The organism is Clostridium sp. MCC344 (assembly GCF_018785365.1).
GTDB lineage: Bacteria > Bacillota > Clostridia > Lachnospirales > Lachnospiraceae > Pilosibacter.
In genome coordinates, this window is record NZ_WQPQ01000009.1 from 74,818 (window position 1) to 99,375 (window position 24,558).

Below are 24,558 nucleotides of genomic sequence, written 5' to 3' on the forward strand. Positions count from 1 at the left end.
CCTTGCATAATAAACCCGAAGATGCTAAAATATCTCCTATAACAATTGAAGAGGCATCCGGTGCTGCTGCCGCCCTGAAGGGGGCGGACAGCAGGTAAAAGGGAAACAGGTGAAAGACCTGTGCGATCTCGTCACTGTGAGCAGGGAATACAAAGCCATGCGCGAACGCGCGGTCACTGAAAAAACGGAGCAGCCTGACAGGACTGTTTTGAAATATTTGGGAAGGCGGCTTTGTGTGATGATCTGTGAGTCAGGAAACCTGCCGGAATGCTGGTACAGGAAGAAAAATTCCAGATCACGAGGCATTGATCGTACCGTTTATATGTCGGCTGATTCCAGTGGACATCTTTTTCTGATGCTTAAGCATTCGGTATTCGAAAAAATTCTCAGATGGAACATCTCCATACTAACTCCGAAATTGTAAAAACAATGAAACTGTTCAGAACTTTCATGATTACGGGCAAAAAATGTATTTCAGATGGCTGAACCAATAGGACTTTTGCTTTAAAACCAATGGGGTTATTACAGTCGGCGCAGCAAGTGCGCAGGCCTGGTGAACAGTTGCAAAAAAACATTATAATCTTTACACAACATGGAGGACAACATGAAGAAGAAACATGTAAGTCTGCTCTTAGCGGCAGCAATGGCGGCATCTGTAATTTCCGGATGCGGAAGCAGCGCGAATAACAGCACGGCTGAGACGACAAAAGCAGAAGGAGCTGCAGCGGAGACAACGGCTGCAGGAGAGACACAAGCCACAGCAGAGGCAGTGGAAGACACAGAGAAAAACGAGACAGATGAGGTTGTCATCGCGACTCCGCGTGATGCTGTGCAGGGAAGCGGCGATGCGTATTACTGCTGGGAAGGCGCTTATGTATGGGAAGCTCTCACAGCAAACAACGGTGGTGTGATCGATCCGTGGCTTGCAAAATCCTGGGAGCACAACGATGACTGTACCGAGTGGACTTTCAGCCTGCGCGATGACGCATATTTTACAGACGGTGTTCAGTTTAATGCCGATGTGTGCCTGAAAAACATTGAGCGTTGGGGCCATGGGATCAATTCTACATACACAACACTCAGCATCGAAAAATCTCTCCCGAATCTCGACAAGATGGAGAAAGTCGACGACTTCACTGTAAAGTTCACATTTACACAGCCGATCACAACACTTGAGTATGTCCTTTCCGACTATGGCAGCCCGATGTACAGCCCGAACTGCTTCGACGAGGAGACAGGTGTGATCTCCGACTATGCGATCGGAACCGGTCCATATAAGATCGTTGACCATGTGGAGTCCGAGTATGTGACACTTGAGAGAAATGACAACTATTATGGCGAGAACGGCAAGGTAAAGACCTTCAAGATCCGCTGCATCCCGGATGCCGAGACTCGTGTATCCGCGTTAAAATCCGGCGAAGTCATGGGACTTGCAGACAACGGCGCGATCACCATGGATGCTGCAAAGAATCTCTGCGACACAGACTCCAACTTTGAGATGGACAGCACTCCGAGCCATATGACTGAGTACATCATGTTCAACGATAAAAACGAGTACCTTGCGGATAAGCGCATGAGAGAGGCGTTCAACCTTGCGACAGACCGCGACAGCATCTGCAGTGTGATCTACGGAGGACTTTTACAGCCGGCATACTCCTTCTTAAGCACCCAGTCCACCTTCCATCTGGACATCCAGGGAACTTATGATATGGAGAAGGCAAAATCTCTCGCAAAAGAAGTTCTCGGAGACAAGACGGCCGACATGACCATGATCATCCGTTCCAGCACCGCGTCCGATTACAACTGCAAGGCTGTTGCAGAATACTTAAAGCAGGTTTACGCGGAGCTTGGCGTCAACATCAATATTGAGATCGTGGACTCCTCCCTCTACAAAGAGAGACAGCAGGAAGGCACCTACGACATGACACTTACTGTATTCGGTATCAACAATGCGGATCCGACTTCCACATTTAAGCAGTACTTCGCAAGCGAAGGAAACAGCAACACGACATTAAACTACAACTACTACAACGAGAAGATCGATGAACTTGTCGCAAAAGCTCCGACGATCGCTGATGTGAGCGAGCGCAGCAAGATCTATGATGAGATCCAGCAGGAACTCTTCGATGACAGCGCGTGCGTTCCGATCTGCTACCAGATCAACGTAAACATCCACAACAAGGCGATCACACACTATGCAGGAAAGACCTTCGGTGTTGGACTTCCGACAATTTCCTGGGTGAAATAATCAATATGTCACTTTTAAAGTACATCCTGAAAAAAATGCTGATGCTTTTGCCGGTGCTCGTCGGGATCAGTATCATTGCATTTGCACTTGGGATCATGTCACCGGGGGATCCGGTGGACCAGGTGTTAAATCCAAACGGAAACGAATCCTACACGCAGGAAGAATATGATGCCATGGCTGCAAAGATGGGGCTGGACCAGCCTGCCGTCGTCCAGTATTTTAACTGGGTCGACGGCCTGGCTCACGGCGATCTGGGCAGGTCCTTTTTCACGAACAAAAGTGTCATGGACCAGCTCGCAAAGCGGATCCCGATCTCATTGAAGCTTGCGGGTTTCAGCATGATCCTGACCATCGTGTTCGGTGTGGGATTCGGAGTCCTGATGGCGGTGGGAAAAGACCGGCTGCCGGATCATGTGCTGGGAACATTTTCAACGGTTGCATTGTCCATTCCGGGGTTCTGGATCGCCATTGTCCTGATCTTTATCTTTGCGGAACAGTGGAAGATCCTGCCGAGCAGCGGGATCTCCGACGGATCCGGCTTTATTCTCCCGGCGGTCACGCTGGCACTCCCGAGTATCGGAGTCTGTGCGAGACTGACAAGGAGCGCGATCCTCGATGAGATCGGAAGACAGTACATGACTGTGGCGGATGCAAAAGGAATGAGCCGCCGCCGCGCAGTGGTCCGCCATGCGTTCGGAAACGCGCTGATCCCGATCATCACCTACCTGGGAACCCATATGGCGGGCATCATCGGCGGCGCCTCGATTGTGGAGACGATCTTTGCGATCCCCGGGATCGGAAGCTACGCGATCGCGGGTGTGCAGTCGAAGGATTATTATGTGGTGCAGGCGTATGTTCTGTTTTCAGGCTGTATCTATGTGCTGACAAACATTCTGATCGACCTGATCTATATCGCACTTGATCCGAAGATCCGGGCGGGAGAGGCGGTGGAATCATGAATAAATTAAAGGAACTCCACCTGTCAGGAAAAGCAAAGACCGGTCTGGTAATCTTATTATTGATCCTTTTGACCAGCGTACTCGCGCCGGTCCTTGCTCCCTATGATCCGCTGGTCTCGAACCTGTCGGAAGCACTTCAGAAACCGTCTGCCGCGCATCTTTTAGGCACGGATAATATCGGAAGAGATACGCTGAGCCGTGTTCTCTACGGCGGAAGACAGTCGATCCTTCTCGCCCTGGTGGCGACCGTCCTCTCGATGCTGCTCGGTTTTGCACTGGGACTTTTCGCGGGATATTTCGGCGGCTGGATCGACGGGATCATCACGACGATCTCCAGCATTTTCCAGGGACTTCCCGGCTTGACGCTGATGATCGCGGTGGCCGGACTTCTTGGACAGGGCGTGAAGAGCATGCTGATCGCGATCGTGATCAATTCATGGGTCGGATTTTCCAGGATCGTCCGCGGTGAAGTCATGAAACTGAAACAGGAGAGCTTTATTAAAGGATTGAGAACCATCGGAGCCGGAGACCTCCGAATCCTGTTCCTGCATATTTCTCCGAATATTTTAGGAACTCTGAGCGTCCTTTTTGCCACCAGGATCGCCGGAAATGTGATCTCGGTGGCGTCCATGAGTTATCTTGGTCTGGGACTTCAGCCCCCGACACCGGACTGGGGCGTCATGATCAACGATGCGAGACAGTATTTCCGCCAGGAACCGCTGCTCGTCATCGCTCCGGGACTCTGTATTTTGCTTCTTTCTCTCGGCATCAACCTTCTGGCAGATGAACTGCGTGACCGGCTGGATGTGCGGAAAGATGTGATGAAGACGATGTGATGTCGGAAAGCATGCAAAAAAAGGCAAAATTTCCTCAGCATAGCTGAGCCGGAACAGATTTTTGCCTGTAACTGTGAAAAAACGGAACAGCCAGGAGAGAAGATCAGATGGAAGATAAAAAAGAATGGAAAACAGAAGAAAAAAGTGACATTGAGATCCGCGACCTCTCCGTCACCTTCCAGGACGGCGGCGAGATGATCCATGCCATGGAAGATGTCAGCGCATACTTTCCGTCGGGCAGTGTCACAGGACTCATCGGGGAGAGCGGAAGCGGAAAATCGCTTTTAGGCATGTCCATCCTGGGACTTCTCTCCGGGCAGGCCCGGGTGGAAGGAAGCTGTATGTATAAAGGGATGGATTTGTACCGGCTGCCGGAAAAAGAGATGCAGAAGATCCGTGGAAAAGAGATCGCCCTGATCCCACAGAATCCCACGGAATCCTTAAACCCGATCCGCAGGATCGGAAAACAGCTCACGGAGTGCATGACAGTCCACGGAAATAAGGACAAAGAGCTTGCCGATTCCCGGAGGGATGAGTTTCTCCGCAGATTTGGCTTTTCAGATCCGGACCGGATCAACCGCGCTTACTCATTCCAGCTGAGCGGCGGCATGAACCAGCGCGTGATCTCTGCCATGGGACTCATGAACCGGCCGAAATGGGTCATCGCCGATGAGCCGACAAAAGGTCTGGATGCGATTCTCCGGCGCCAGGTCTACCGGGTCCTGAAAGAGATATCAGAGACGGACACCGAAGGCATGATCGTGATCACCCATGATATTGCCCTGGCAGGGGCATTGTGTGACCGGCTGATGGTGCTCTATAAAGGGAGCATCATGGAAGCCGGGGAGACAAAGACGATCCTTGAACATCCGGCACATCCATACACGAAAGGACTGATCGCATCGCTCCCGGGGAAGGGAATGAACCCGATCGGGCGCGCAGTGAGAAAAAAAGAGGGAAATTCCGGCTGCAGTTTTTACCCGAGATGTGCGCATGCAGTGGACGCATGCAAAAATGGACGGATCCCGGAGGCGGAACTTCCGGACGGAAGGAAAGTGAGGTGCGTCCGGTATGCTTAAAGTCAGCCATATCAGCAAGACATTTACTGGCGGGATCATTAAAAAGACCCGCGTGGAAGCGGTGAAGGACGTGTCTTTTACGGTACAGGACGGGAAAACATTCGGGATCGTAGGAAATTCCGGCTGCGGAAAATCGACGATCGCGAACATGCTCTTGTCACTGATAAAGCCGGACTCCGGAACCATCGAGATTGATGGAACGATCCAGATCATCTTCCAGCATCCGGAGACATCCCTGGATCCTGCAAAAAAGATCGGATACAGCCTGGAAGAGCCGATGATCATCCACAGGATGTATGACGAAGCGGGGAGAAAAGCGCGGGTCAGAGAACTTCTGGATCTGGTAGATCTCGGAGAGGAACTTCTGGACCGCTATCCGCACCAGATCAGCGGAGGTGAGGCGCAGAGGATCATGATCGCCCGGGCACTCTCACTGGATCCGAAGATCCTGATTCTGGATGAACCGACCAGCATGTTAGATGTCTCCGTGCAGGCCCAGGTCATGACACTCTTAAAGGAACTCCAGGAAAAGCTGGGATTGAGCTATCTGTTTATCTCCCATGACCTCGATGTGGTCCGCTGGTTCTGCGATGAGATCGCAGTGATGGAAGAAGGAAAGTTCGTGGAGACAGGGCGGACGGAGGATGTGATCGGACATCCGAAGATGGAGTTCACGAAAAAACTGGTGGAAAATTTTATACTGGAATAAAAGATACGGCGTGGAGAGAAAGTTACAGTAACGAGAGAAATTTCTACGCCGTTTTTTAGGCTGCTTTTTTATTGACATTTCATACTTTCAAGTGATACGATTCCAGCATGATAAAGCAATAAACGGACTTTCTGTTTATTGCGGTACACTTACAACCCAGGAATAAATGGCTTGATCAGGAGGAAATGGATATGCTGAAATTTGATGCGCAGAAATATGATTATCCATCACGAAGAAGTGTTGTGTACGGGAAAAAAGGTATGGTCTGCACGAGCCAGCCTTTGGCGGCCCAGGCGGGACTCGACATCATAAAACGGGGCGGAAACGCAGTTGACGCGGCGATCGCGACAGCGGCGTGTATGACAGTTCTGGAGCCGACGTCCAACGGGATCGGAAGCGACGCCTTCGCCCTGGTCTGGACAAAGGGAGAACTTCACGGGCTGAATGCCAGCGGAAGATCACCTATGGCGATCACTGCAGAAGAAGTGAAAAAACAGGGATACACCGAAATGCCGAAACGAGGCTGGATCCCGGTGATGGTCCCGGGCGCCCCGTCCGCATGGGCGGAACTCTCGGAAAAGTTTGGAAGACTTCCGCTGGAAAAGGTGCTGGAACCGGCGATCACATATGCACGCGAGGGATATCCGGTGAGTCCGGTGACATCAAAAATATGGAACACTGCATACAGAGAGTTTTCAGAAACGCTGACGGAAGAATGTTTCCGGTCATGGTTTGAAACGTTCGCCCCGGACGGACATGCCCCGCAGCCGGGAGAAATCTGGAGGTCGGAAGCTCATGCAAAGACGCTGGAAATGATCGCGCAGACTCATGCAAAAGCATTTTATCGTGGAGAACTTGCGGATCAGATCGACGAATTTTCAAGAAAGACCGGCGGATATCTCCGGAGATCAGATCTTGAAAATTACTGGTGTGAGTGGGTGAAACCGATCCACATAAATTACAGGGGATATGATGTCTGCGAGATCCCGCCGAACGGAGACGGGATCATTGCGTTGATGGCATTGAATATTTTAAAGGGGTATTCCTTTGCGGAGCGGGACAATGCAGATACCGTGCATAAACAGCTGGAGGCGATGAAACTGGCATTTGCGGACGGAAACCGGTATGTTGCGGACCTGGATTATATGAAAGCACCGGTGGAGACGCTGCTTTCTGATGAATATGCGGACGGAAGACGGGCACTCATCGGAGAACAGGCGCTCACACCGGAGCCAGGCAATCCGTTCCGCGGAGGAACGATCTATCTCTGCACAGCGGACGGGGAAGGCAATATGGTCTCCTACATCCAGAGCAATTACATGGGATTTGGATCCGGGATCGTAATACCTGGAACAGGGATCGCGCTGCAGAACCGCGGGGCGAACTTCACACTGGATGAGACAATGGAAAACTGTCTGGGACCGGGAAAGAAATCTCTGCACACGATCATTCCGGGATTTCTGATGAAGGAAGGAAAAGCAGTTGGACCGTTCGGCGTTATGGGCGGTTTCATGCAGCCGCAGGGCCATGTCCAGGTCATCATGAATACAGTGGACTTCCTGATGAATCCGCAGGATGCGCTCAACGCGCCGAGATGGCAGTGGATCGGTGGAAAGAAGATCCAGGTGGAAAAGACATTCCCGGCCGGGATCGTGGAAGAGCTGAAAAAACGGGGACATGAGATGGAAGTCCTTGAGAGTTCCCTGTCCTTCGGGCGAGGACAGATTATCTGGAGAGATGAAAACGATGTGCTCTGCGGAGCAACCGAACCGCGGGCAGACGGAACGGTGGCAGCGTGGTAGATGATTAAAACCTGTTACAGTGCGCGGGCATAGAGTGCCCATGTACTGTAACCAAAACCTGGCGGCAATGTGCGGAGAGAAATAAAAAGCAGTTTCCTTTTCAGAGTGAGTGTGGTAAACTCGAGATTAAGTAGATCAGGAACTGCCCGGAAAAGAATACGAAAACTGTGGGAAAGGATCTGACCGCCGGAAATGGGAAAATACAGATCATCCGGAGACAGGAGACCGCAGGGCAGTCTGGTAATGATAATGAATTTGCAGGAGGAAAGCGCAATGAATTTCAATGAAGCAGCGTTAAAGCTCCATGAGGAACATCATGGAAAGATCGAAGTTACGAGCAAGGTTCCGGTAAAGACAAGAGATGACTTAAGCACCGCCTATACACCGGGTGTTGCGGAGCCATGCAGAAAGATCCATGATAATAAGAAAGATGTTTACAAGTACACTGCAAAGGGCAATCTGGTAGCAGTTGTTTCTGATGGAACCGCAGTTTTAGGTCTTGGAAATATCGGACCGGAAGCTGCTATGCCGGTCATGGAAGGAAAGGCAGTCCTCTTTAAAGAGTTCGGCGGCGTTGATGCGTTCCCGATCTGTCTCGATACGACAGACACCGAGGAGATCATCAAGGCAGTGAAATACATTGCTCCGTGCTTCGGCGGCATTAACCTGGAAGATATCGCTTCCCCGAAATGCTTCGAGGTTGAGGCACGTCTGGAGAAAGAGCTTGATATTCCGGTATTCCACGATGACCAGCACGGCACAGCAGTTGTCGTTACAGCGGCTCTCTTAAACGCATTAAAAGTTGTCGGAAAGAAGATTGATGAGATCCATGTTGTATTAAACGGACCGGGATCTGCCGGAACTGCGATCATCAAGATGCTGCTTGCGACAGGCGTGAAAAATATCATCGCCTGCGACGAAAATGGAATCCTCTATAAAGACCGCGGAGTCGGCATCAAGGATCACAAGAAGATGCTCTGCGATATCACAAACCTTGAGGATAAGCGCGGAACTCTTGCAGACGCTCTCGTCGGAGCGGACGTATTTATCGGCGTGTCCGTAGCAGGTGCACTGAAGCCGGAGATGATCAAGACGATGGCGAAAGACCCGATCGTCTTTGCAATGGCGAACCCGAATCCGGAGATCATGTATGATGAGGCGATGGCAGCAGGTGTAAAGGTAATGGGAACAGGCCGTTCCGACTTCCCGAACCAGATCAACAACGTCCTTGCATTCCCGGGAATCTTCCGCGGCGCATTAGACTGCGGCGCAAGAGATATCAACTACGATATGAAGGTTGCTGCAGCCCAGGCGATCGCTGAGCTTGTAACACCGGACAAACTCTCCGCAGAGTATATCATTCCGGGTGCGCTCGAAGAAGGCGTTGCAGAGCATGTTGCAAAACGTGTTGCTGAGGCGGCTGTAAAATCCGGAGCTATCCGCAAATAATAGATCTCTCTGAAAGATCGGCATATTTCCGGATAAGATCATTGATGGCAAATGACAATTAAAAAATAGTTATGAGAAACACTCCTTCCGCATATACATAAGTGCAGAAGGAGTGTTTTTGATTATGGCAGATTATCGCAGACTGATTTCTTATATTTACGAGTACGAAGGAAAAAAGAAAGGGAAAAATGTGGGATTTGCGAAGCTGGAGGCGCGGAACGGGCAGTGCAGGATCAATGTCAATGTGAAGCGGATCTATATGGGCGGCAATGCCATTGGCGCGTATCTTTTAGGGACAGGCGGTCGTGAGACATTTCTTGGAAACGTTTTTGTGCGCGGCGGAAACGGGGAGTTCCGGGTCAATGTGGACGCGAAGAACGTGGAGGGAAGCGGTACCGGACTTGATACATATTTCGGCCTGTCGGTCCATGACGTAAAGAATTCCTGGCGGTGCTATAAGACGATCTGGGAGGACGCGCTGGCGGCGGAGGAGGGAAATACCGGGGAGAATCCGGTCCTCTCGGTTCCGAAATTTACTGCCCAGATGCTGCCGGAGGCGGAAAAAGGAATGGATACACAGGCGGTTTCCAAGGTGGTAAAAGAGATCGAGGAGGAGATCGCCAGGGAAGAAGAGCGGAGAGAGCAGGAGGAAAAGAGCGTACATGATCCGGGACCGGGGAAAAAAGAGGAAAGCGGAGCCCCGGAGAAGCGGAATATGCATACGGTGGAATCAGACGAGAGAGAAAAGACGGCGCATGCAGCAGAGCTGAGCGGTGCAGAGGGAGACCTAAAGACGGAGAAAGCGCCGGCATATGATGGGAAAGCGGAAGAGGAAGACATTGCGGATCATGAAGTACAGCAGCAGGAAGAACAAAGTGAAGACCGTGGCAGGTTCTACTTGTCGGGGGAAGACGATGAAAAATCGGATGACACATGCGGAAACGTGGAAGACAGACCGATAGAGCGGAAAATGGAAGAGACTTCCGGGGATGAAGAGGAGAATGATCAGACGGCGAACCTGGATCCGGAGAAAACTTCTGAGTCGGAAACAGAAAAACAACAGGTGGAAACAGCGCAGCAGGAGCAGGGAATACCGCAGGGAACAGACCTGCCGTTTTACATGAAAACTGCTCAAAGAGTACAGCGGCCGAATAGCCAGAAGTTCAGACAAAATCCAGTACAGACTTCCGGTATGACGGCGCAGTCCCCCAAAAGTGCAGCTTCACAGGCAGCACATTCAACTGCCCCCACAGCTCCCATGGTCTCCCCGGAGCTTGAAAATCCGGAGGTTCTGCGTTATCTGCAGGAGACGGAAGATCCTGCGGCCGATCCGGAAAAACTGTGGGAGGAATTTAAAAGGACATACCCGAAGATCCAGCCGTTCGAGTATGAGGACGGCTGCGATATCCTGACGATTCGTCCGCAGGATATCGGAAAACTCCCGCGAGAGTGCTGGGTTTATGGAAACAACAGCTTTCTGCTCCACGGCTACTATAATTTCCGCTATCTGATCCTCGTAAAGCTCGGCGGGAACAAAAAGAAATCCCGCTACCTGTTGGGAGTCCCCGGGCACTACTACAGCAGTGAAAAATACATGGCCACCATGTTCGGTTTCCCGAATTTCGTCCTCTCCAGGCGCCAGCCGGTCGGGGACGGGCGGTTTGGGTACTGGTATACGGATCTGAAGATACGGTGAGTTTTAACAGACAGGCTGCTTTGTATTGTCTTTCATATTTATTTATCTTGCCAGAAATAAAAAATAAGGTACAATAAAAAAGGAATGAAAGGCGAGGATCTGGAACCATTTCCTGATCCATGACCATAGACAACATTACCTGAAATTCGGAGAAACATATGAAAAAGATGACAATAGAAGAACACTATATGAAAGAAGCAATCCGCCAGGCAAAAAAGGCGGCGGCTTTAAAAGAAGTGCCGATCGGCTGCGTGATCGTGCATGACGGGAAGATCATCGCGCGGGGATATAACCGGCGGACCGTGGATAAGAACGTGCTGGCCCACGCGGAGATCATCGCGATGCGGAAGGCCTGCCGGATCATCGGGGACTGGCGGCTTGAGGACTGTACGATGTATGTGACGCTGGAACCATGTCCGATGTGTGCCGGTGCGATCGTCCAGGCGCGGATCCCAAAAGTCGTGATCGGCTGCATGAACCCGAAGGCAGGCTGCGCCGGATCCGTGCTCGACATGCTGCATGAAGACGGATTTAACCACCAGGTGGAGACGGAAGTCGGACTTTGCGGGGATGAATGCTCTCAGATGCTGAAGGATTTCTTTAAAGCACTGCGGGAAGAAGGAAAACGTAAGAAGCTGGAGCAGGCGGAGAAAGAAACCTCAGAAAATGCATAAAAGACAAACGGAGAATCGGTTTTTGCCGTGAAACCGAAAAATGCCAGTGGATGGTTCTGAAGGCAGAAAAGTTGCAATAGAATTACTTATAATAAAAGACCGCTGCCAGATCTGATATGATAGATACCCGGAATTCCGGACACATATCAGATAAGATCTGGCGACGGTCTTTTCTGTCTCCATATGATCACAGAAAACTGGCAATGGAAGCGTTTACATGCATGTTACGCGCTGAATTTCTTCGGCCGGTACCGGATATCCGAAACCTTATATATCGTGATAAACGCCTCCGGATCACTGGAACTGATATAGTTCATGAGCGCCTGGTATTCGCGCTTATCGACGATCGTGATGATCTCGTTGTGCTTCTCAAAATTGTAAGCACCGATGGCTTCATAGATCGTGGCCCCGCTATGCAGGTTGTCGATGATGAACTTGCGGAGTTCTTCTTCCTTTTTAGTGATAATGCAGACACGTCTCTTGACGTTCTGATCGAAAATAAAGTAGTCGAGGACGATCCCGTTCACATATGTACCGAGGACACTGAGCACGACCGTCTTTTTGTCGTAAACCAGTGCGGAGGAGAGCGCCACGCACATACCGGAGAGGGACATGGCCTTTCCAAGATCCATGTGCAGATATTTGTTCATGATCTTCGCAACGATATCAAGTCCGCCGGATGATGCGTTCATGTTAAAGAGCATCGCAAGTCCGACACTGACGACGAGGACGTAACAGATAACATCCAGCTCCTGGCTCCCGGTGAGAGAGGTGAAATCTGGGAAGATCTTCTCAAAAATTCCCAGAAATACCGGCAGCATGACGCTTGTATACACGGTCTTGGCTCCAAACTCTTTTCCGCAGAGAATAAATCCGATGATCAGTAAAATGACATTGAAGGCCATCGTGATCACGGAGAGCGGAAGCGGAATAAAGTGGGTCAATACGATCCCGAGACCGGAGATACTGCTGATCGAGGTGTGGCTCGGCACCAGAAAAAAGTAGACTGCGATGGCCGTGATCGCATCAGCCAGGGTCATGACAAGCACTTCTTTGATAAACCCCTTGTTGTTCATGATAATAAATCCTTTCCTGCAGAGACATTTGCGTTACCGTGTACAGCATCAGGCAGGATTTCCTGTTTGGAAATTCGCTGCTGTCCGCGGGAAACAATCATTTTGCCTCACCAGTATATACCGGACGGACATGGAATGCAAGAGAATGTGGTGAAGTGTGAATAGAGTAAAAGGGCGCTGCGCACCGCACAAAATGCCTGGAAATGGACAGGGAAAGTTAAGAAAGTTTATATATAGAAGTAATAACTGTATGGTAAGATGAAATAAATCCGAAGGATGCACATGAGATTTGGCAGAGACGACTTCCCGGCAATCCCGGGCGGTGCAAACGGATAAATGGTCTTTCTGATCAATGAACCTCATGGGCAGAAAATTTCGGAATGGAAGATTCCATATGACACAGTTATGATCACAGATCCTGTTAATTCAGAAACGGAGAAAAAGTATGAAAAATAAAAAGAAGATCCTGGCGGCTGCAGGAATTCTGGTGCTTGCGGGAGTTGCCGCAGTGTGTTATATCCAGAATAGAGATAAAAAGGAGGCAGCATCTATCGGAATCATCGGCGGAGCAGACGGACCAACGAAGATCTTTCTGGCCGGGAAAATCGGTTCTCCTGACGAAGAAACAAAAGCGGCTGTTTTGGACCTTGAAACCGCGAAAAAGCAGTCCTATGGGGATGTCGTGGAACTTGACTATGTGAGCAAAGACAAAATCTCTTTGCATGGTTCCTTCGGATACATTTCATTTAATATCAATAGTTCCGATGACCCTGCGACGCTGGAGCCGGCTGCAGCCTACACGCTGGAGGAAGCGGGACCGATCGTAACCCAGGGCGATGATTACACGGAGGTTGTCGGAGATGCGGATGGCTGCGTGGTGGCACCGAAAGCATACACGAAGGAAAAGAACCCGATGTACCTTTACTCTGACACTTATGGGGATGTGACGGAACTTCCGGAAAAAGTCTGCAAAGTGTTCAGGGAAGATAAGGAAAAAGGTGCTTTCAAGGATGCATATCTGGCGGATGACCGGTTAAATGAGATGGCTGCGGATCTTTATAAGGAATACGGCAGCAGGCTGCTGTACGGTCCGGTGGAAATCCCGGAGTACGACAGTGAAGTTTACGGATTTCTGGCAGCCGACGGCGATAACCTGGAAGATATCTGGTACGGGATCTGGCATGCACCGTTAGAGAACCAGACATTCCCGATCACAAAAATGCCGCTGTTCAAATAAGCAGATGAATACGATTTAGTGAAATCAGGGAAGAAATTTGCAGATAGTTCACTGTCACCGGGGGATTTCGCAACTTGACAAAATGCCCCCGTCCATGTATACTTAACTGGTCCGCACAGCCGGGGAGATAGCGGTGCCCTGTACCTGCAATCCGCTACAGCAGGGGTGATGTTCTGCCGCGGGTACTTCCTTGTGAAGCTGCCCCTGGTAAGCGGCGCTGACGTTTTGGTCTCGCGCAATGGGACTCTCTGAACCATGTCAGGGCAGGAATGCAGCAGCATTAAGGAGAACCTTCCATGTGCCGCGAGGGAGCCGGGACCGAGCTGGCTGCCAGGGTAACGTTTATGAGACGTATTCAAAGCAGAGCGTGCGGATAAAAAAGAAATCTTAAGAGGTGACAGTGAATGAGAAAGAAATTTCTGCTATTGCTGGCGCTTCTTTTTTTATTGGCCGGGGTGATCTTTGTCCTGCCCGCAGTGCGGGATCATGTTCCGGATCAAACAAAAGAGAGTGCCGCGGAAGAGACAGAACCGTCAACAACCGAGTCGGAACCGCCGACAGAGACGGAAACGGAATCGGAGACTGGGACAGAAACCGAGGAGCCGACCGAAGAGGAGACGGAAGGTCCCGGAGATCCGGTGGACCGGGAAAAGATCGAGACGCATCTGATCATCGCGTCTGACACCCACTACATGTCACCGTCGTTGACGGATTATGGCGTAGCATTTGACCAGCTTGTAAACAGCAGTGATGGAAAAGTGATCCGCTATCAGCCACAGTTATGGCAGGCGTTTGAATCGGAAGTTCTTGAGGCACATCCGGATGCCCTGATCCTGAGCGGCGACCTGAGTTTAAATGGAGAAAAGGCAAACCACCTGGAATTTGCGGAAAAACTCCGGAAGATCAAAGACGCAGGGATCCCGGTCTATGTGATCCCCGGAAATCACGATATCAACAAGCCGAATGCCGGAGAATACTTCGGGGATCAGAGAACGGATGTGGAAAGCGTGACGTCGGAAGAATTCCGGGAGATTTACGGAGATTTCGGATACAATGAGGCAAAGAGCGAAGCACCGGATTCCCTGAGTTATCTGGTGGAACTGAATGATACCACCTGGCTCATGATGCTTGATACGACGGTCTGCGAGCCGGAAAATGAGGTGTACGGTGAGATTAAAGAGGGAACGCTGGAATGGATGGAAGAATGCCTGAAAGAGGCGTATGCCGAAGGAATCACCGTGATCCCGGTTGGACACCACAATCTCCAGCGCCTGAGCCGTGTCTATGTGGAGGAATGCGTGATCGAGAACTGTGACGAGGTCCGGGAACTCTTTGAACGTTATCTGACGCCTGTGTACTTCAGCGGCCATCTCCACACGCAGAAGGTCATGAAACACCTGACAGAGCCGGGAATGGGCTCAGACACTTACGGAATCTGGGAGATCGTGAGCAATTCCCTGATCCTGCCGCCATGTCAGTACGGGACTGTAACGTTAAACACGGACGGCAGCATCGATTATCTCGCAAAGACCGTGGATGTTTCCACCTGGGCGGCCGCAAACGGGGAGACGGATCCGAATCTTCTTGAGTTCTCAGCCTATGCAGCGGATTATCTGCAGACGGTCATCAAGAATCAGATCTTTAAAACCCTGGAGGATGTGCCGAAAGAATTAAAAGAAGTTATGGCGGACTTTTATACGGATATCTACAAGGATTACTATGCCGGAGTGCCGATCAGTTATTCGGAGAAGAAAAACGAGTTCGGATACGGCCTCTGGGTCCGCTACATGGATCCGAGCGTTGAGTTCCGCCAGCTCGACGGAATGATGCGCGACACGATGTCGGCAAATAACCATGCCGAGATCCCGAATCCGGTCCGTTTGAAACGCCCGGAACAATAAAAAAGAGAGGACGCACCGTCTGCCGGTCTGCATGAGGACCTTATTTTTGTCCATAATATGTGTTACAGTACACGGACACTCTATGCCCGCGCACTGTAACACGATTTTGCCGATGCTTCGCATTCCGAATCGGCAAAATCTGCTGCCACAACTGTATTGTACGGAATTTTCAGTTCAGAAAATTTCTACCGTGTACAGTAACTAATATGCCTAGAAAAGAGAGAGGAGACAAGTTTTTCTTGCCCGTCTCTTTTCTTTGTATTATAATCTTATCTTGGATACATGCATTCACATTTCGACTGAAAGAAATCGGAGAAAGGACAAGACGATGAAGAGAGTTGGATTCCTTACGAGCGGCGGCGACTGCCAGGCATTAAACGCAACGATGCGCGGAGTCGCAAAAGGTCTGTATCAGATCTACAAAGATGAAGTGGAAATTATCGGATTTGAAGATGGATATAAAGGTCTGATGTATGCAAATTATCAGATGATGAAACAATCAGATTTTTCAGGCGTCCTCACAAAAGGCGGAACGATGCTCGGCACTTCCAGACAGCCGTTCAAGCTGATGCGTGTACCGGACGAGAACGGACTCGACAAGGTGGAGCTCATGAAGCACACCTACTATAAATTGAAGTTGGACGCTTTAGTCGTCCTCGGCGGAAACGGAAGCCAGAAAACGGCAAATCTCTTAAGCCAGGAAGGACTCAACGTGATCGGACTTCCGAAGACCATCGATAACGATCTCTGGGGAACGGATATGACGTTCGGATTCCAGAGCGCTGTGGATATCGCGACGAATGCGATCGACTGTATCCACACGACCGCGTCCTCCCACGGACGTGTCTTCATCGTGGAAATCATGGGACATAAAGTCGGCTGGCTCACACTTCATGCAGGCATCGCCGGCGGAGCGGATATCATCCTGATCCCGGAGATCCCGTATGACTTAAATAAAGTCGTAAAGAAGATCAAAGAGCGGACGAAGAACGGAAGCCGTTTCTCGATCCTTGCGGTGGCTGAGGGTGCGATCTCAAAAGAACAGGCAGCTCTTTCCAAGAAGGAGTATAAGAAGTATCTGGAGGAACGCGCAACGAAATACCAGTCCGTCGCGTATGAGATCGGCGCGAAGATCCAGGAGATGACAGGACAGGAGATCCGTGTGACCGTTCCGGGCCATATGCAGCGCGGCGGCACTCCGGTCCCGTATGACCGCGTTCTCTCCACAAGGATCGGCGCTCATGCCGCCGACATGATCAAAAATAATGAATTCGGCAAGCTGGTCGTTGTAAAAAACAATGTGATCACGGATATCCCGCTGGCAGAATCTGCCGGCAAACTGAAATATGTGGATCCGCAGTCCGATATTGTAAAAGAAGCGAAGCTTATCGGAATCAGTTTCGGAGACTGATAGAACATGTCATATCAAGCGTTATACAGGAAATGGCGTCCGCAGGTCTTTGCGGATGTAAAAGGCCAGGACCATATCGTTAAAACTTTACAGAATCAGATCGGTTCCGGCAGGATCGGGCATGCGTATCTGTTCTGCGGAACCCGCGGAACCGGTAAGACAACGGTGGCGAAGATCCTGGCCAGGGCGGTAAACTGTGAACATCCGGTGGACGGAAGTCCCTGTGGAGAATGCCCGAGCTGCAGGCAGATCGCGGCGGGAACCTCGTTAAACGTGGTGGAGATCGATGCTGCGTCCAACAATGGCGTTGAGAACATCCGTGAGATCCGTGAGCAGGTCCAGTACCCGCCGACGGAGGGAAAATATCGCGTATACATCATCGATGAGGTTCATATGCTCTCAACAGGCGCGTTCAACGCCCTGTTAAAGACACTGGAGGAGCCGCCGTCCTATGTAATCTTTATCCTGGCGACCACAGAGGTCCACAAGATCCCGATCACGGTGCTTTCCAGATGCCAGCGGTATGATTTCCGGCGCATTACGCTGGACACGATCACGGCCCGGTTAAAAGAACTTACGGAAGCGGAAAACATGCCGGTGGAGGATAAAGCGCTCCGCTATGTGGCAAAAGCCGGAGACGGCTCCATGCGAGACGCTCTAAGTCTCCTGGACCAGTGCGCGGCGTTCCACTTCGGCGAGACGCTGACGTATGAACATGTGCTGGATGTCCTCGGCGCTGTCGACAACAGCGTATTCCGGGATCTGTTCCATGCGATCCGGGAGAACCGGACGAAGGACTGTATCCTGAAGCTTGAGGAGATGGTAGTCCAGGGCCGGGAACTTTCCCAGTTTGTCGTGGATTTCATCTGGTTTCTCCGAAATCTGCTCCTGTTAAAGACGGCGGATGATGCGGAAGACCTTCTGGATATGTCGGAGGACAATCTGGCACAGATGCGGGAAGACGCGGCGCTTGTGGACGAGAATACTCTGATGAGATATATCCGCGTGTTCTCGGAGCTCTCCAACCAGATCCGTTTCGCAAACCAGAAACGCGTGCTCATCGAGCTTGCATTCATCAAGCTCACCAAGCCGGAGATGGAGCAGAACATGGATTCCATCCTGGAGCGCCTGGAAAAGCTGGAGCGCATGGTGGAGGAAGGGATCCCTGTGATGCCCGCAGGCGGCTATGTTCCCGCGCAGAATGCCGGGATCGCCGGTGATCCGATGATGGGAGCCGCGCAGATTTCACCGCAGATGTATGCGCAGCCTGCTTACGACGGTGCCGGAGCACCGGGAAATGGCGCGGGACTGGCAGGTCAGCCAGCGCAGAATCCGGCGGGAATGCAGAATCCCCCGGCTTCCGGTCAGACTTATGAGCCGAGGACTGTATCACTGCCGAAAGCCCAGCTGGAGGATCTCAACATGATCCGGAATGAGTGGGGCAAGATCGTCCGCGACATGGGTATGTCCATCCGCCCGAGTTTCCGGGAAACTGTAGTGGAACCGGCGGGCGACAGCTGTCTCTGCATCGTGTTCAATGATCCGATGAATTTTGCCATCGGAAGCCGTCCGAGCGTCCTCGGTGATCTGGAAAGGTATGTGGAGCAGAAATACGGAAAATCCCTGTATTTTAAATCCCGCATGCGGGAAAACGGGGAACGGATGGATACCCGCTATATCAGCGATGATGAGCTGAGAGAAAACATCCATATGGATATTACAATCGAAGATTAGCCGCAGTGATAAAAGCTGCGATTAATATAAACACAGATTCAACTTGAAACCTGTGAACCGGTCATACCTATATGGGCAATGTCCGGTCAGCGTTGACGGAAGGACTCAAAAAGCTTTTTTGAGCCTGAACATCATTTATAAAAAACTAAGAATATCAGGAGGAAATACACCATGGCAAGACGTGGCGGTTTTCCGGGCGGTATGCCCGGCAATATGACAAATCTTATGAAACAGGCGCAGAGAATGCAGCGCCAGATGGAAGAGAAGACAAAAGAGCTTGAGGAGAAGCAGTACACAGCAACAGCAGGCGGTGGAGCTGTATCCGTTACCGTATCCGGCAAGAAGGAAGTTGTCGCTGTAAAGATCTCCCCGGAGGCAGTAGATCCGGATGATGTTGAGATGCTCGAGGATCTTATCGTTGCTGCGACAAATGAGGCGTTCCACCAGATGGAGGCTGAGTCCAGCGCAGTGATGTCTGAACTCACAGGCGGTCTCGGAAACCTGGGAGGACTTTCCTTCTAAACTATGGATTACTACAGCAGTCAGATATCAAAATTGATAGAGGAGCTGTCGAAACTGCCGGGAATCGGAAATAAGACGGCCCAGCGTCTGGCATTCCACATCATCAACATGCCGGAGGAACAGGTGGAACGGCTCTCGAACTCGATCCGGGATGCGAAACACAATGTTCATTACTGCAAGGAGTGCTTCACCCTGACGGACCAGGAACTCTGCCCGATCTGCCGGAGCCAGACCAGAGACCACAGCGTGATCATGGTCGTGGAGAACCCGCGTGATCTGGCGGCATACGAAAAAACGGGAAAATTCGACGGGGTGTACCATGTGCTCCACGGCGCGATCTCCCCGATGCTTGGGATCGGACCGGGAGATATCAAATTAAAAGAGCTGATGACGCGACTTCAGACAGAAGAAGTAAAGGAAGTCATTATCGCCACGAATTCAAGTCTTGAGGGTGAAACGACCGCAATGTACATAAGCAAGCTGATCAAGCCGACAGGGATCAAGGTGACGAGGATCGCCAGCGGTGTTCCGGTCGGCGGAGATCTGGAATATATTGATGAAGTCACACTTCTCCGGGCGTTGGAAGGCCGGGTGGAATTATAAAACCGGCAGCAGATGGCTGTTCCGGTTTCAGGAGATGCGAAAGAAATGGATAAATACGAGTTTAATATTAAAGTCGAGCAGATCAAAAAGATGGTCAGCCGCGGAGATTACGGAACTGCGATGAAGATCGCGGATACCATCGACTGGCACCGTGTCCGCAACGCGAGCCTGCTGTCCATGATTGCTCAGATCTATGAGAAAAATGAGGAGTACCAGGAGGCGAAGGATATTCTGCTCCTGGCTTTCGAGCGCGCACCGGTCGGTAAGCGCCTGCTCTATAAACTGGCGGATCTCGCCTTAAAGGACGGAAGTACGGCTGAAGCAGAGGCGTACTACAGAGAATTCTGCGATCTCGCACAGGATGATCCGCGCCAGTACCTGCTCCGCTACAAGATCTTAAAGGCGAAAAAGGCACCGGTGGATCAGCTGATCCGTGCGCTGGAGGTGTATACTTCATCCGAGGTGGATGAGAAATGGCTGTATGAGCTGGCAGAGCTCTACCACAAAGCAGGGATCGAGGACAAGTGTGTTGCCACATGTGACCGCATCATGCTCTTATTCGGTCTCGGCAAATATGTGGACAAGGCGATGGATCTGAAACTTCAGTATGCACCGTTGAACAAATATCAGATGGACCTTGTGGAGAACAGGGAGAAATACGAGGCAAAACTGCGCGCTGTTGAGGAAGAATACAGCGGAAATGCCCCGGAACAGGATGACTACGAGGAGGAAACTCCAGACACGGATGTCTCAAGAGAGGTTGCCCTGCAGATCCATGAGGATGCCCAGACAAAGAAGCTGGCAGACGAGATGTCCAGACTTTCCGAGGAAGAGGGACGGACGGCTGTTGTCGAGGAAGACAACGACATGGACGCGACAAGAACCATTGCAGATCTCAGTGCGATCCGCCGGGGAAGACAGGAAACTGCGGAAGATGCGCAGGGAACGGAAGAACCGGAGCACACGATCCCGACAGAGGAAGAACGGGAGATCGAGCGCCAGAAACTGGCGATCCGCGCCGCAAAAGAGCGGGAAGAGATGGAAGAGGAAGCGCTCCGCCGTGCGGAGGAAGAGCGGGAAGCTGCGAGACGCGAGGAAGAAGAACGCCGTGCGAAAAAACAGGCGGAGATCGACAGAGAACGCGCACGCAGAAACCAGGTCCGCAATATTCCGGCTCCGGAAGAGGATGACGACGAGGAAGATCTGGAACTGGAATCCCTGGATGATATGCTCGATACCAACAACCTGATGATCGAGGCGGAGACGGACGCGGAAGGTCTTTCCATGGCTGTTGAATCCTTAAAGGAGATCCACCGCGAGCTCGGGATCAAGAACCCGGTTGCAAAGATCAGCAGTGAGAAATTAAATAAGCGCGGGATCAGCGCAGTTGCTGACATGCTCGCAGGGAAAGATCTGATCATCCAGCACGCGGCAGGTCTTACTGATGCTGTCCAGAATGAACTGGATGACCTGATGGAAAAAGACCGCTCCGGCATGATCGTTGTCCTGATCGATACCCCGGAGAACCTTGAGGCGCTCCATGCCCACAATACCTCTCTCGCAAGTAAATTCCAGTACATCGGAAGCGATGAGGAAGCGGCTGAACAGAAAAAAGCGGAAGCAGAAATGGAAGCTGCTCTGAAACGTTCCACAGAAAAACAGGAACAGATCGCCCGGGATGTGGTAAGTGCGGAGCAGGAGATGGAAGAGGAGCCGGAACAGAAACCGGAGGAAGAGGAAGCTTACACTCTGACACCGGAACCGGAAACACAGATGGAGCCGGAGGAAGAACCGGAGCTGCCGGCGGCTGAAGAAACAGAAGAACCGGAAACAGACGCTTACGAGGAAGAAGAGCCGGAAGAGGAACCGGAGGAAGAGGAATATATCCCGCCGAAGAAGACAGGAATATTTGGAAAGTCCAAAGAAGCTCCGGAGAAGCCGGCTGCAGACAAAGAAAAGCCGAAGACTCCGGTGAAAGCGGAAGCTGCAGAGGAGGTTGTTCCGGAAGACTATGACGATAAGGAAGAGATGGATCCGGACGAATTCGCCCAGTATGCTTGCAAATATGCATCAGAGATCGACTGCAGCATCACAGGAAAGAGTCTTCTTGCCCTATATGAGCGCATCGAGATGATGGAAGAGGATGAAGTCCGCCTGACAAAGGCAGCGGCTGTCGATCTGATCGAGGAAGCTGCTGATAAGGCAGAGAAAAAGTCTCTCGGAAAGAAGATCGCAGGACTCTTCTCCCCGACATATACAAAAGAAGGCCTTCTGATCCTTCATGAAAAAGACTTCTTCGACTAAACGATAAAAAGTACAGATGTGAAGGCTGAAAGGCTGAAAAATGAATATGCGCACCATGTGATCATTGCGTTTGCAGTGGGATGGTGCGCAAATTTTTCACCAACAGATACGAACTTATGTTTGCTGAGAGGGATACGATTACTGCCCATGAGAACTGCCGGATAAGAAGATCACCTGCCGGAAAATGACGGCGGCGGGCGGAGCTTAAAAAGATATCTTGTGGGCAGACTATGATGACAGGAGAATATTATGGAGATCAGACTGATCGCGGCGGATATGGATGGAACGCTGCTTGACGATGAAAAGAAGATCCCGGAAGAAAATCTGCGCGTTTTCCGGGAATGTGCGGCGCGTGGGATCGAGATCGTCCCGGCGACCGGCCGCACGATGCGCGGACTGCCGGATGAACTCCGAAATCTGCCGGGTGTACATTATGCGATCCTCACAAACGGGGCACAGGTGGTAGATCTCGCAAAAAATGAGATTATCGACTCCTGCCGGATCCCGGTGGCGCTGGCGGAAAAGATCATGATGATGGCGCGGACGAGCCCGGATGAGATCATGTATGATGTATACATTGGCGGGATCGGATATACGATGCCGGAATTTTATAATGATATATATAAATATGTATCATCGGAAGGTCTGGCGGAGCTTGTGCGGAGAACCAGGGATTCGGTTCCGGACAACATTGCATATTTGAAAGAACGCGGACAGGACGCGGATAAGATCAACATGTTCTTTTGCGATATGGATGCCAGAAAGAGGATGCGTGAGGAACTTTCAAAGATCCCGGGGATACTTGTCTCTTCATCGATCCCAAACAACCTCGAGATCAACGCGGAAGGCGCCGATAAAGGCGGAGCACTGATCCGTCTTGCAGCACGCCTTGGAATCGACCGGGAGGCTACTATGAGCTTTGGAGACGGGGAGAATGACCTGTCCATGATCCGCATGGCGGGGATCGGTGTTGCCATGGAAAACGGCGAAGAATCCGTAAAGGCGGCAGCAGATTATATCACAAAGACGAACAATGAGGCGGGAGTCGCGAAAGCGATCTGCCATTTTACAGGAATTGAGTAATGATGGAAATATTGGAAATGTTATCCGGCCGTTGGCTGGAGGTGGCTGTTGCGGCATATCTCATCGGGATGATGCTGTACGGTCATTACAGAGGATTTATAAGAATAGCAGTCTCCGTGATGTCACTTTTTATCACGCTGTTCGCGGTGCGCGTTGCGATCCCGCAGACAGCTGCGTGGCTAGAGCACAATACGGCACTCTATGAAACGATGAAGGAGAGTGCACTGAAGGCCAGCGGCCTTGATGAAAAGATGGATGAGATGGCCCAGACGGCCGGTCTCGCCGGAAAAGCGGGGGAACGCGCAGTTATCGAAAGTCTGGAAATCCCGGACCAGGTCAAAAAGCTTCTGATCGAGAACAACAACGGCGAAGTATATCAGGAGATGGGAGTACAGATCTTTGAGGACTATGTCGGAAAATATCTGGCAGACCGTGTGATCCGTGTGATCATATTTACGGTATTGTTTACGGTATTCTATGCGTCTCTTCACATAGTTATCGTATGGCTGAACCTGCTCTCCCGCCTGCCGATCATATATGGACTCAATAAGATCGCAGGGGCAGTCCTGGGGCTCACGGAGGCGCTGATTTTTGTGTGGATAGGATGCCTGGTCTTTACCTTGTTTTCCGGCAGTCCGATCGGAAAGAGTATGATCGACCAGATCAACGGAAGTATCTGGCTGACATGGCTGTATGACCATAACATGCTTTCCTATCTTGTGGTCGGACTGGTGAGAAGCGTTTTGTAATAGAAAGAGACGGTAATCGGGAAATGGATCACCCGGTCAGATAAGACGCCACTCCCTTTTAGGCGGCGAGAGTCTATAAAAGTGTCTCGATGGAGATACAGTTTTTAACTGAGATAAATACGAATAAGACAATACAGAAATGGGGTATATCTTGCGTTGAAAATGCGGATGTACCCCATTATGTTGTAAGTGCACATGCAAAAGAAAAAAAATCGAAAAAAATAGAAAAAACAGTTGACTTTTCGGCACAGATTTGTTATTATAATACTCGCCTTGAGCGACAGGGCAAAACTTATTAAGAGTCATTAAGAAAACTTCTTAATTACTTCAAAAAGTTTTAAAAAGTTCTTGACAAACCGGAAACGGTATGATAGAATAAACGAGTTGCTTCTGAAACACAGAGGCGACAAAAACAGTTCCTTGAAAACTGAACAGTATGTAAAACCCTGAAAATTCTTATAAAAATGGTCTTTGGTTTAGACCATG

At 50.8% G+C, this 24,558-nt stretch carries 18 protein-coding genes, 1 other RNA gene, 1 pseudogene and 1 riboswitch; of the genes and pseudogenes, 19 read left to right on the forward strand and 1 reads right to left on the reverse strand.

The window, feature by feature from the left end; translation table 11 throughout:
- The first annotated feature begins 41 nt into the window (after nt 1-41).
- A riboswitch (cobalamin riboswitch) is annotated at nt 42-281 on the forward strand.
- 323 nt (nt 282-604) lie between these two features.
- The 9 genes from GPK90_RS02045 to tadA all read left to right on the forward strand — a co-directional run bounded on the left by GPK90_RS02045 (nt 605) and on the right by tadA (nt 11,452).
- On the forward strand, nt 605-2,248 hold the full coding sequence (locus tag GPK90_RS02045) for an ABC transporter substrate-binding protein (protein ID WP_215702021.1): 1,644 nt from the start codon (nt 605-607) through the stop codon (nt 2,246-2,248).
- 5 nt (nt 2,249-2,253) lie between these two features.
- A complete protein-coding gene (locus GPK90_RS02050; RefSeq protein WP_215702022.1) occupies nt 2,254-3,207 on the forward strand; it encodes an ABC transporter permease in 954 nt (317 codons plus the stop codon).
- Nucleotides 3,204-4,043 carry an ABC transporter permease gene (locus tag GPK90_RS02055; protein ID WP_215702023.1) on the forward strand — a complete coding sequence of 280 codons (840 nt, stop codon included), beginning with the start codon at nt 3,204-3,206 and terminating at the stop codon, nt 4,041-4,043. Before GPK90_RS02050 ends, GPK90_RS02055 begins: the two co-directional genes overlap by 4 nt.
- A gap of 107 nt (nt 4,044-4,150) precedes the next feature.
- Nucleotides 4,151-5,122: an ABC transporter ATP-binding protein gene (locus GPK90_RS02060; RefSeq protein WP_215702024.1), complete on the forward strand. Its 972-nt coding sequence runs from the start codon at nt 4,151-4,153 to the stop codon at nt 5,120-5,122.
- On the forward strand, nt 5,115-5,831 hold the full coding sequence (locus tag GPK90_RS02065; RefSeq protein ID WP_215702025.1) for an ABC transporter ATP-binding protein: 717 nt from the start codon (nt 5,115-5,117) through the stop codon (nt 5,829-5,831). Before GPK90_RS02060 ends, GPK90_RS02065 begins: the two co-directional genes overlap by 8 nt.
- 194 nt (nt 5,832-6,025) lie before the next feature.
- Nucleotides 6,026-7,633, forward strand: coding sequence for a gamma-glutamyltransferase family protein (locus tag GPK90_RS02070; RefSeq protein ID WP_215702033.1), 1,608 nt, complete (start codon nt 6,026-6,028; stop codon nt 7,631-7,633).
- Nucleotides 7,634-7,906: 273 nt separating this feature from the next.
- The gene (locus GPK90_RS02075; protein ID WP_118298202.1) at nt 7,907-9,082 is read left to right on the forward strand and encodes an NAD(P)-dependent malic enzyme; all 1,176 of its coding nucleotides are present in this window, start codon (nt 7,907-7,909) and stop codon (nt 9,080-9,082) included.
- Nucleotides 9,083-9,206: 124 nt separating this feature from the next.
- Entirely contained in the window at nt 9,207-10,778 is a 1,572-nt protein-coding gene (locus GPK90_RS02080; RefSeq protein ID WP_215702026.1) for a DUF6128 domain-containing protein, read from the forward strand.
- 158 nt (nt 10,779-10,936) lie between these two features.
- Nucleotides 10,937-11,452, forward strand: a complete 516-nt coding sequence (tadA, locus tag GPK90_RS02085) for a tRNA adenosine(34) deaminase TadA (protein ID WP_405578821.1) — start codon at nt 10,937-10,939, stop codon at nt 11,450-11,452.
- 224 nt (nt 11,453-11,676) lie between these two features.
- Here the strand turns inward: tadA and GPK90_RS02090 are convergent, their stop codons facing one another.
- Nucleotides 11,677-12,528 carry a YitT family protein gene (locus GPK90_RS02090; protein WP_215702027.1) on the reverse strand — a complete coding sequence of 284 codons (852 nt, stop codon included), beginning with the start codon at nt 12,526-12,528 and terminating at the stop codon, nt 11,677-11,679.
- Nucleotides 12,529-12,973: 445 nt separating this feature from the next.
- On the opposite strand from GPK90_RS02090, the pseudogene GPK90_RS19345 reads away from it, so the two are divergent.
- The 10 genes and pseudogenes from GPK90_RS19345 to GPK90_RS02140 form a co-directional block, all read left to right on the forward strand.
- Nucleotides 12,974-13,138 (forward strand): annotated as a pseudogene (locus tag GPK90_RS19345) (sodium ion-translocating decarboxylase subunit beta); the annotation flags it as partial.
- Between the two features lie 738 nt (nt 13,139-13,876).
- An RNA gene (gene ffs, locus GPK90_RS02100) (signal recognition particle sRNA large type) lies at nt 13,877-14,138 on the forward strand.
- A 31-nt stretch (nt 14,139-14,169) separates the two neighbouring features.
- The gene (locus tag GPK90_RS02105) at nt 14,170-15,666 is read left to right on the forward strand and encodes a metallophosphoesterase (protein WP_215702028.1); all 1,497 of its coding nucleotides are present in this window, start codon (nt 14,170-14,172) and stop codon (nt 15,664-15,666) included.
- 328 nt (nt 15,667-15,994) lie between these two features.
- Nucleotides 15,995-17,077: a 6-phosphofructokinase gene (locus GPK90_RS02110; RefSeq protein WP_118532281.1), complete on the forward strand. Its 1,083-nt coding sequence runs from the start codon at nt 15,995-15,997 to the stop codon at nt 17,075-17,077.
- Between the two features lie 6 nt (nt 17,078-17,083).
- Nucleotides 17,084-18,811 carry a DNA polymerase III subunit gamma/tau gene (gene dnaX, locus GPK90_RS02115; RefSeq protein WP_215702029.1) on the forward strand — a complete coding sequence of 576 codons (1,728 nt, stop codon included), beginning with the start codon at nt 17,084-17,086 and terminating at the stop codon, nt 18,809-18,811.
- Between the two features lie 171 nt (nt 18,812-18,982).
- The gene (locus GPK90_RS02120; RefSeq protein ID WP_021903984.1) at nt 18,983-19,333 is read left to right on the forward strand and encodes a YbaB/EbfC family nucleoid-associated protein; all 351 of its coding nucleotides are present in this window, start codon (nt 18,983-18,985) and stop codon (nt 19,331-19,333) included.
- A gap of 3 nt (nt 19,334-19,336) precedes the next feature.
- The gene (gene recR / locus GPK90_RS02125) at nt 19,337-19,936 is read left to right on the forward strand and encodes a recombination mediator RecR (RefSeq protein ID WP_118298196.1); all 600 of its coding nucleotides are present in this window, start codon (nt 19,337-19,339) and stop codon (nt 19,934-19,936) included.
- Between the two features lie 45 nt (nt 19,937-19,981).
- On the forward strand, nt 19,982-22,240 hold the full coding sequence (locus GPK90_RS02130) for a tetratricopeptide repeat protein (RefSeq protein WP_215702030.1): 2,259 nt from the start codon (nt 19,982-19,984) through the stop codon (nt 22,238-22,240).
- A gap of 249 nt (nt 22,241-22,489) precedes the next feature.
- Entirely contained in the window at nt 22,490-23,323 is an 834-nt protein-coding gene (locus tag GPK90_RS02135) for an HAD family hydrolase (RefSeq protein ID WP_118651041.1), read from the forward strand.
- Entirely contained in the window at nt 23,323-24,072 is a 750-nt protein-coding gene (locus GPK90_RS02140; protein ID WP_252197327.1) for a CvpA family protein, read from the forward strand. The genes GPK90_RS02135 and GPK90_RS02140 overlap by 1 nt, the downstream gene beginning before the upstream one ends.
- Nucleotides 24,073-24,558 lie beyond the last annotated feature (486 nt).

Excerpts from the sequence above, each read along its gene's own strand:
- GPK90_RS02045 (WP_215702021.1), top strand. The coding sequence starts at position 605 with ATGAAGAAGAAACATGTAAGTCTGCTCTTAGCGGCAGCAATGGCGGCA.
- GPK90_RS02050 (WP_215702022.1), top strand. The coding sequence starts at position 2,254 with ATGTCACTTTTAAAGTACATCCTGAAAAAAATGCTGATGCTTTTGCCG.
- GPK90_RS02055 (WP_215702023.1), top strand. The coding sequence starts at position 3,204 with ATGAATAAATTAAAGGAACTCCACCTGTCAGGAAAAGCAAAGACCGGT.
- GPK90_RS02060 (WP_215702024.1), top strand. The coding sequence starts at position 4,151 with ATGGAAGATAAAAAAGAATGGAAAACAGAAGAAAAAAGTGACATTGAG.
- GPK90_RS02065 (WP_215702025.1), top strand. The coding sequence starts at position 5,115 with ATGCTTAAAGTCAGCCATATCAGCAAGACATTTACTGGCGGGATCATT.
- GPK90_RS02075 (WP_118298202.1), top strand. The coding sequence starts at position 7,907 with ATGAATTTCAATGAAGCAGCGTTAAAGCTCCATGAGGAACATCATGGA.
- GPK90_RS02080 (WP_215702026.1), top strand. The coding sequence starts at position 9,207 with ATGGCAGATTATCGCAGACTGATTTCTTATATTTACGAGTACGAAGGA.
- tadA (WP_405578821.1), top strand. The coding sequence starts at position 10,937 with ATGAAAAAGATGACAATAGAAGAACACTATATGAAAGAAGCAATCCGC.
- GPK90_RS02090 (WP_215702027.1), bottom strand. The coding sequence starts at position 12,528 with ATGAACAACAAGGGGTTTATCAAAGAAGTGCTTGTCATGACCCTGGCT.
- GPK90_RS02105 (WP_215702028.1), top strand. The coding sequence starts at position 14,170 with ATGAGAAAGAAATTTCTGCTATTGCTGGCGCTTCTTTTTTTATTGGCC.
- GPK90_RS02110 (WP_118532281.1), top strand. The coding sequence starts at position 15,995 with ATGAAGAGAGTTGGATTCCTTACGAGCGGCGGCGACTGCCAGGCATTA.
- dnaX (WP_215702029.1), top strand. The coding sequence starts at position 17,084 with ATGTCATATCAAGCGTTATACAGGAAATGGCGTCCGCAGGTCTTTGCG.
- GPK90_RS02120 (WP_021903984.1), top strand. The coding sequence starts at position 18,983 with ATGGCAAGACGTGGCGGTTTTCCGGGCGGTATGCCCGGCAATATGACA.
- recR (WP_118298196.1), top strand. The coding sequence starts at position 19,337 with ATGGATTACTACAGCAGTCAGATATCAAAATTGATAGAGGAGCTGTCG.
- GPK90_RS02130 (WP_215702030.1), top strand. The coding sequence starts at position 19,982 with ATGGATAAATACGAGTTTAATATTAAAGTCGAGCAGATCAAAAAGATG.
- GPK90_RS02135 (WP_118651041.1), top strand. The coding sequence starts at position 22,490 with ATGGAGATCAGACTGATCGCGGCGGATATGGATGGAACGCTGCTTGAC.
- GPK90_RS02140 (WP_252197327.1), top strand. The coding sequence starts at position 23,323 with ATGATGGAAATATTGGAAATGTTATCCGGCCGTTGGCTGGAGGTGGCT.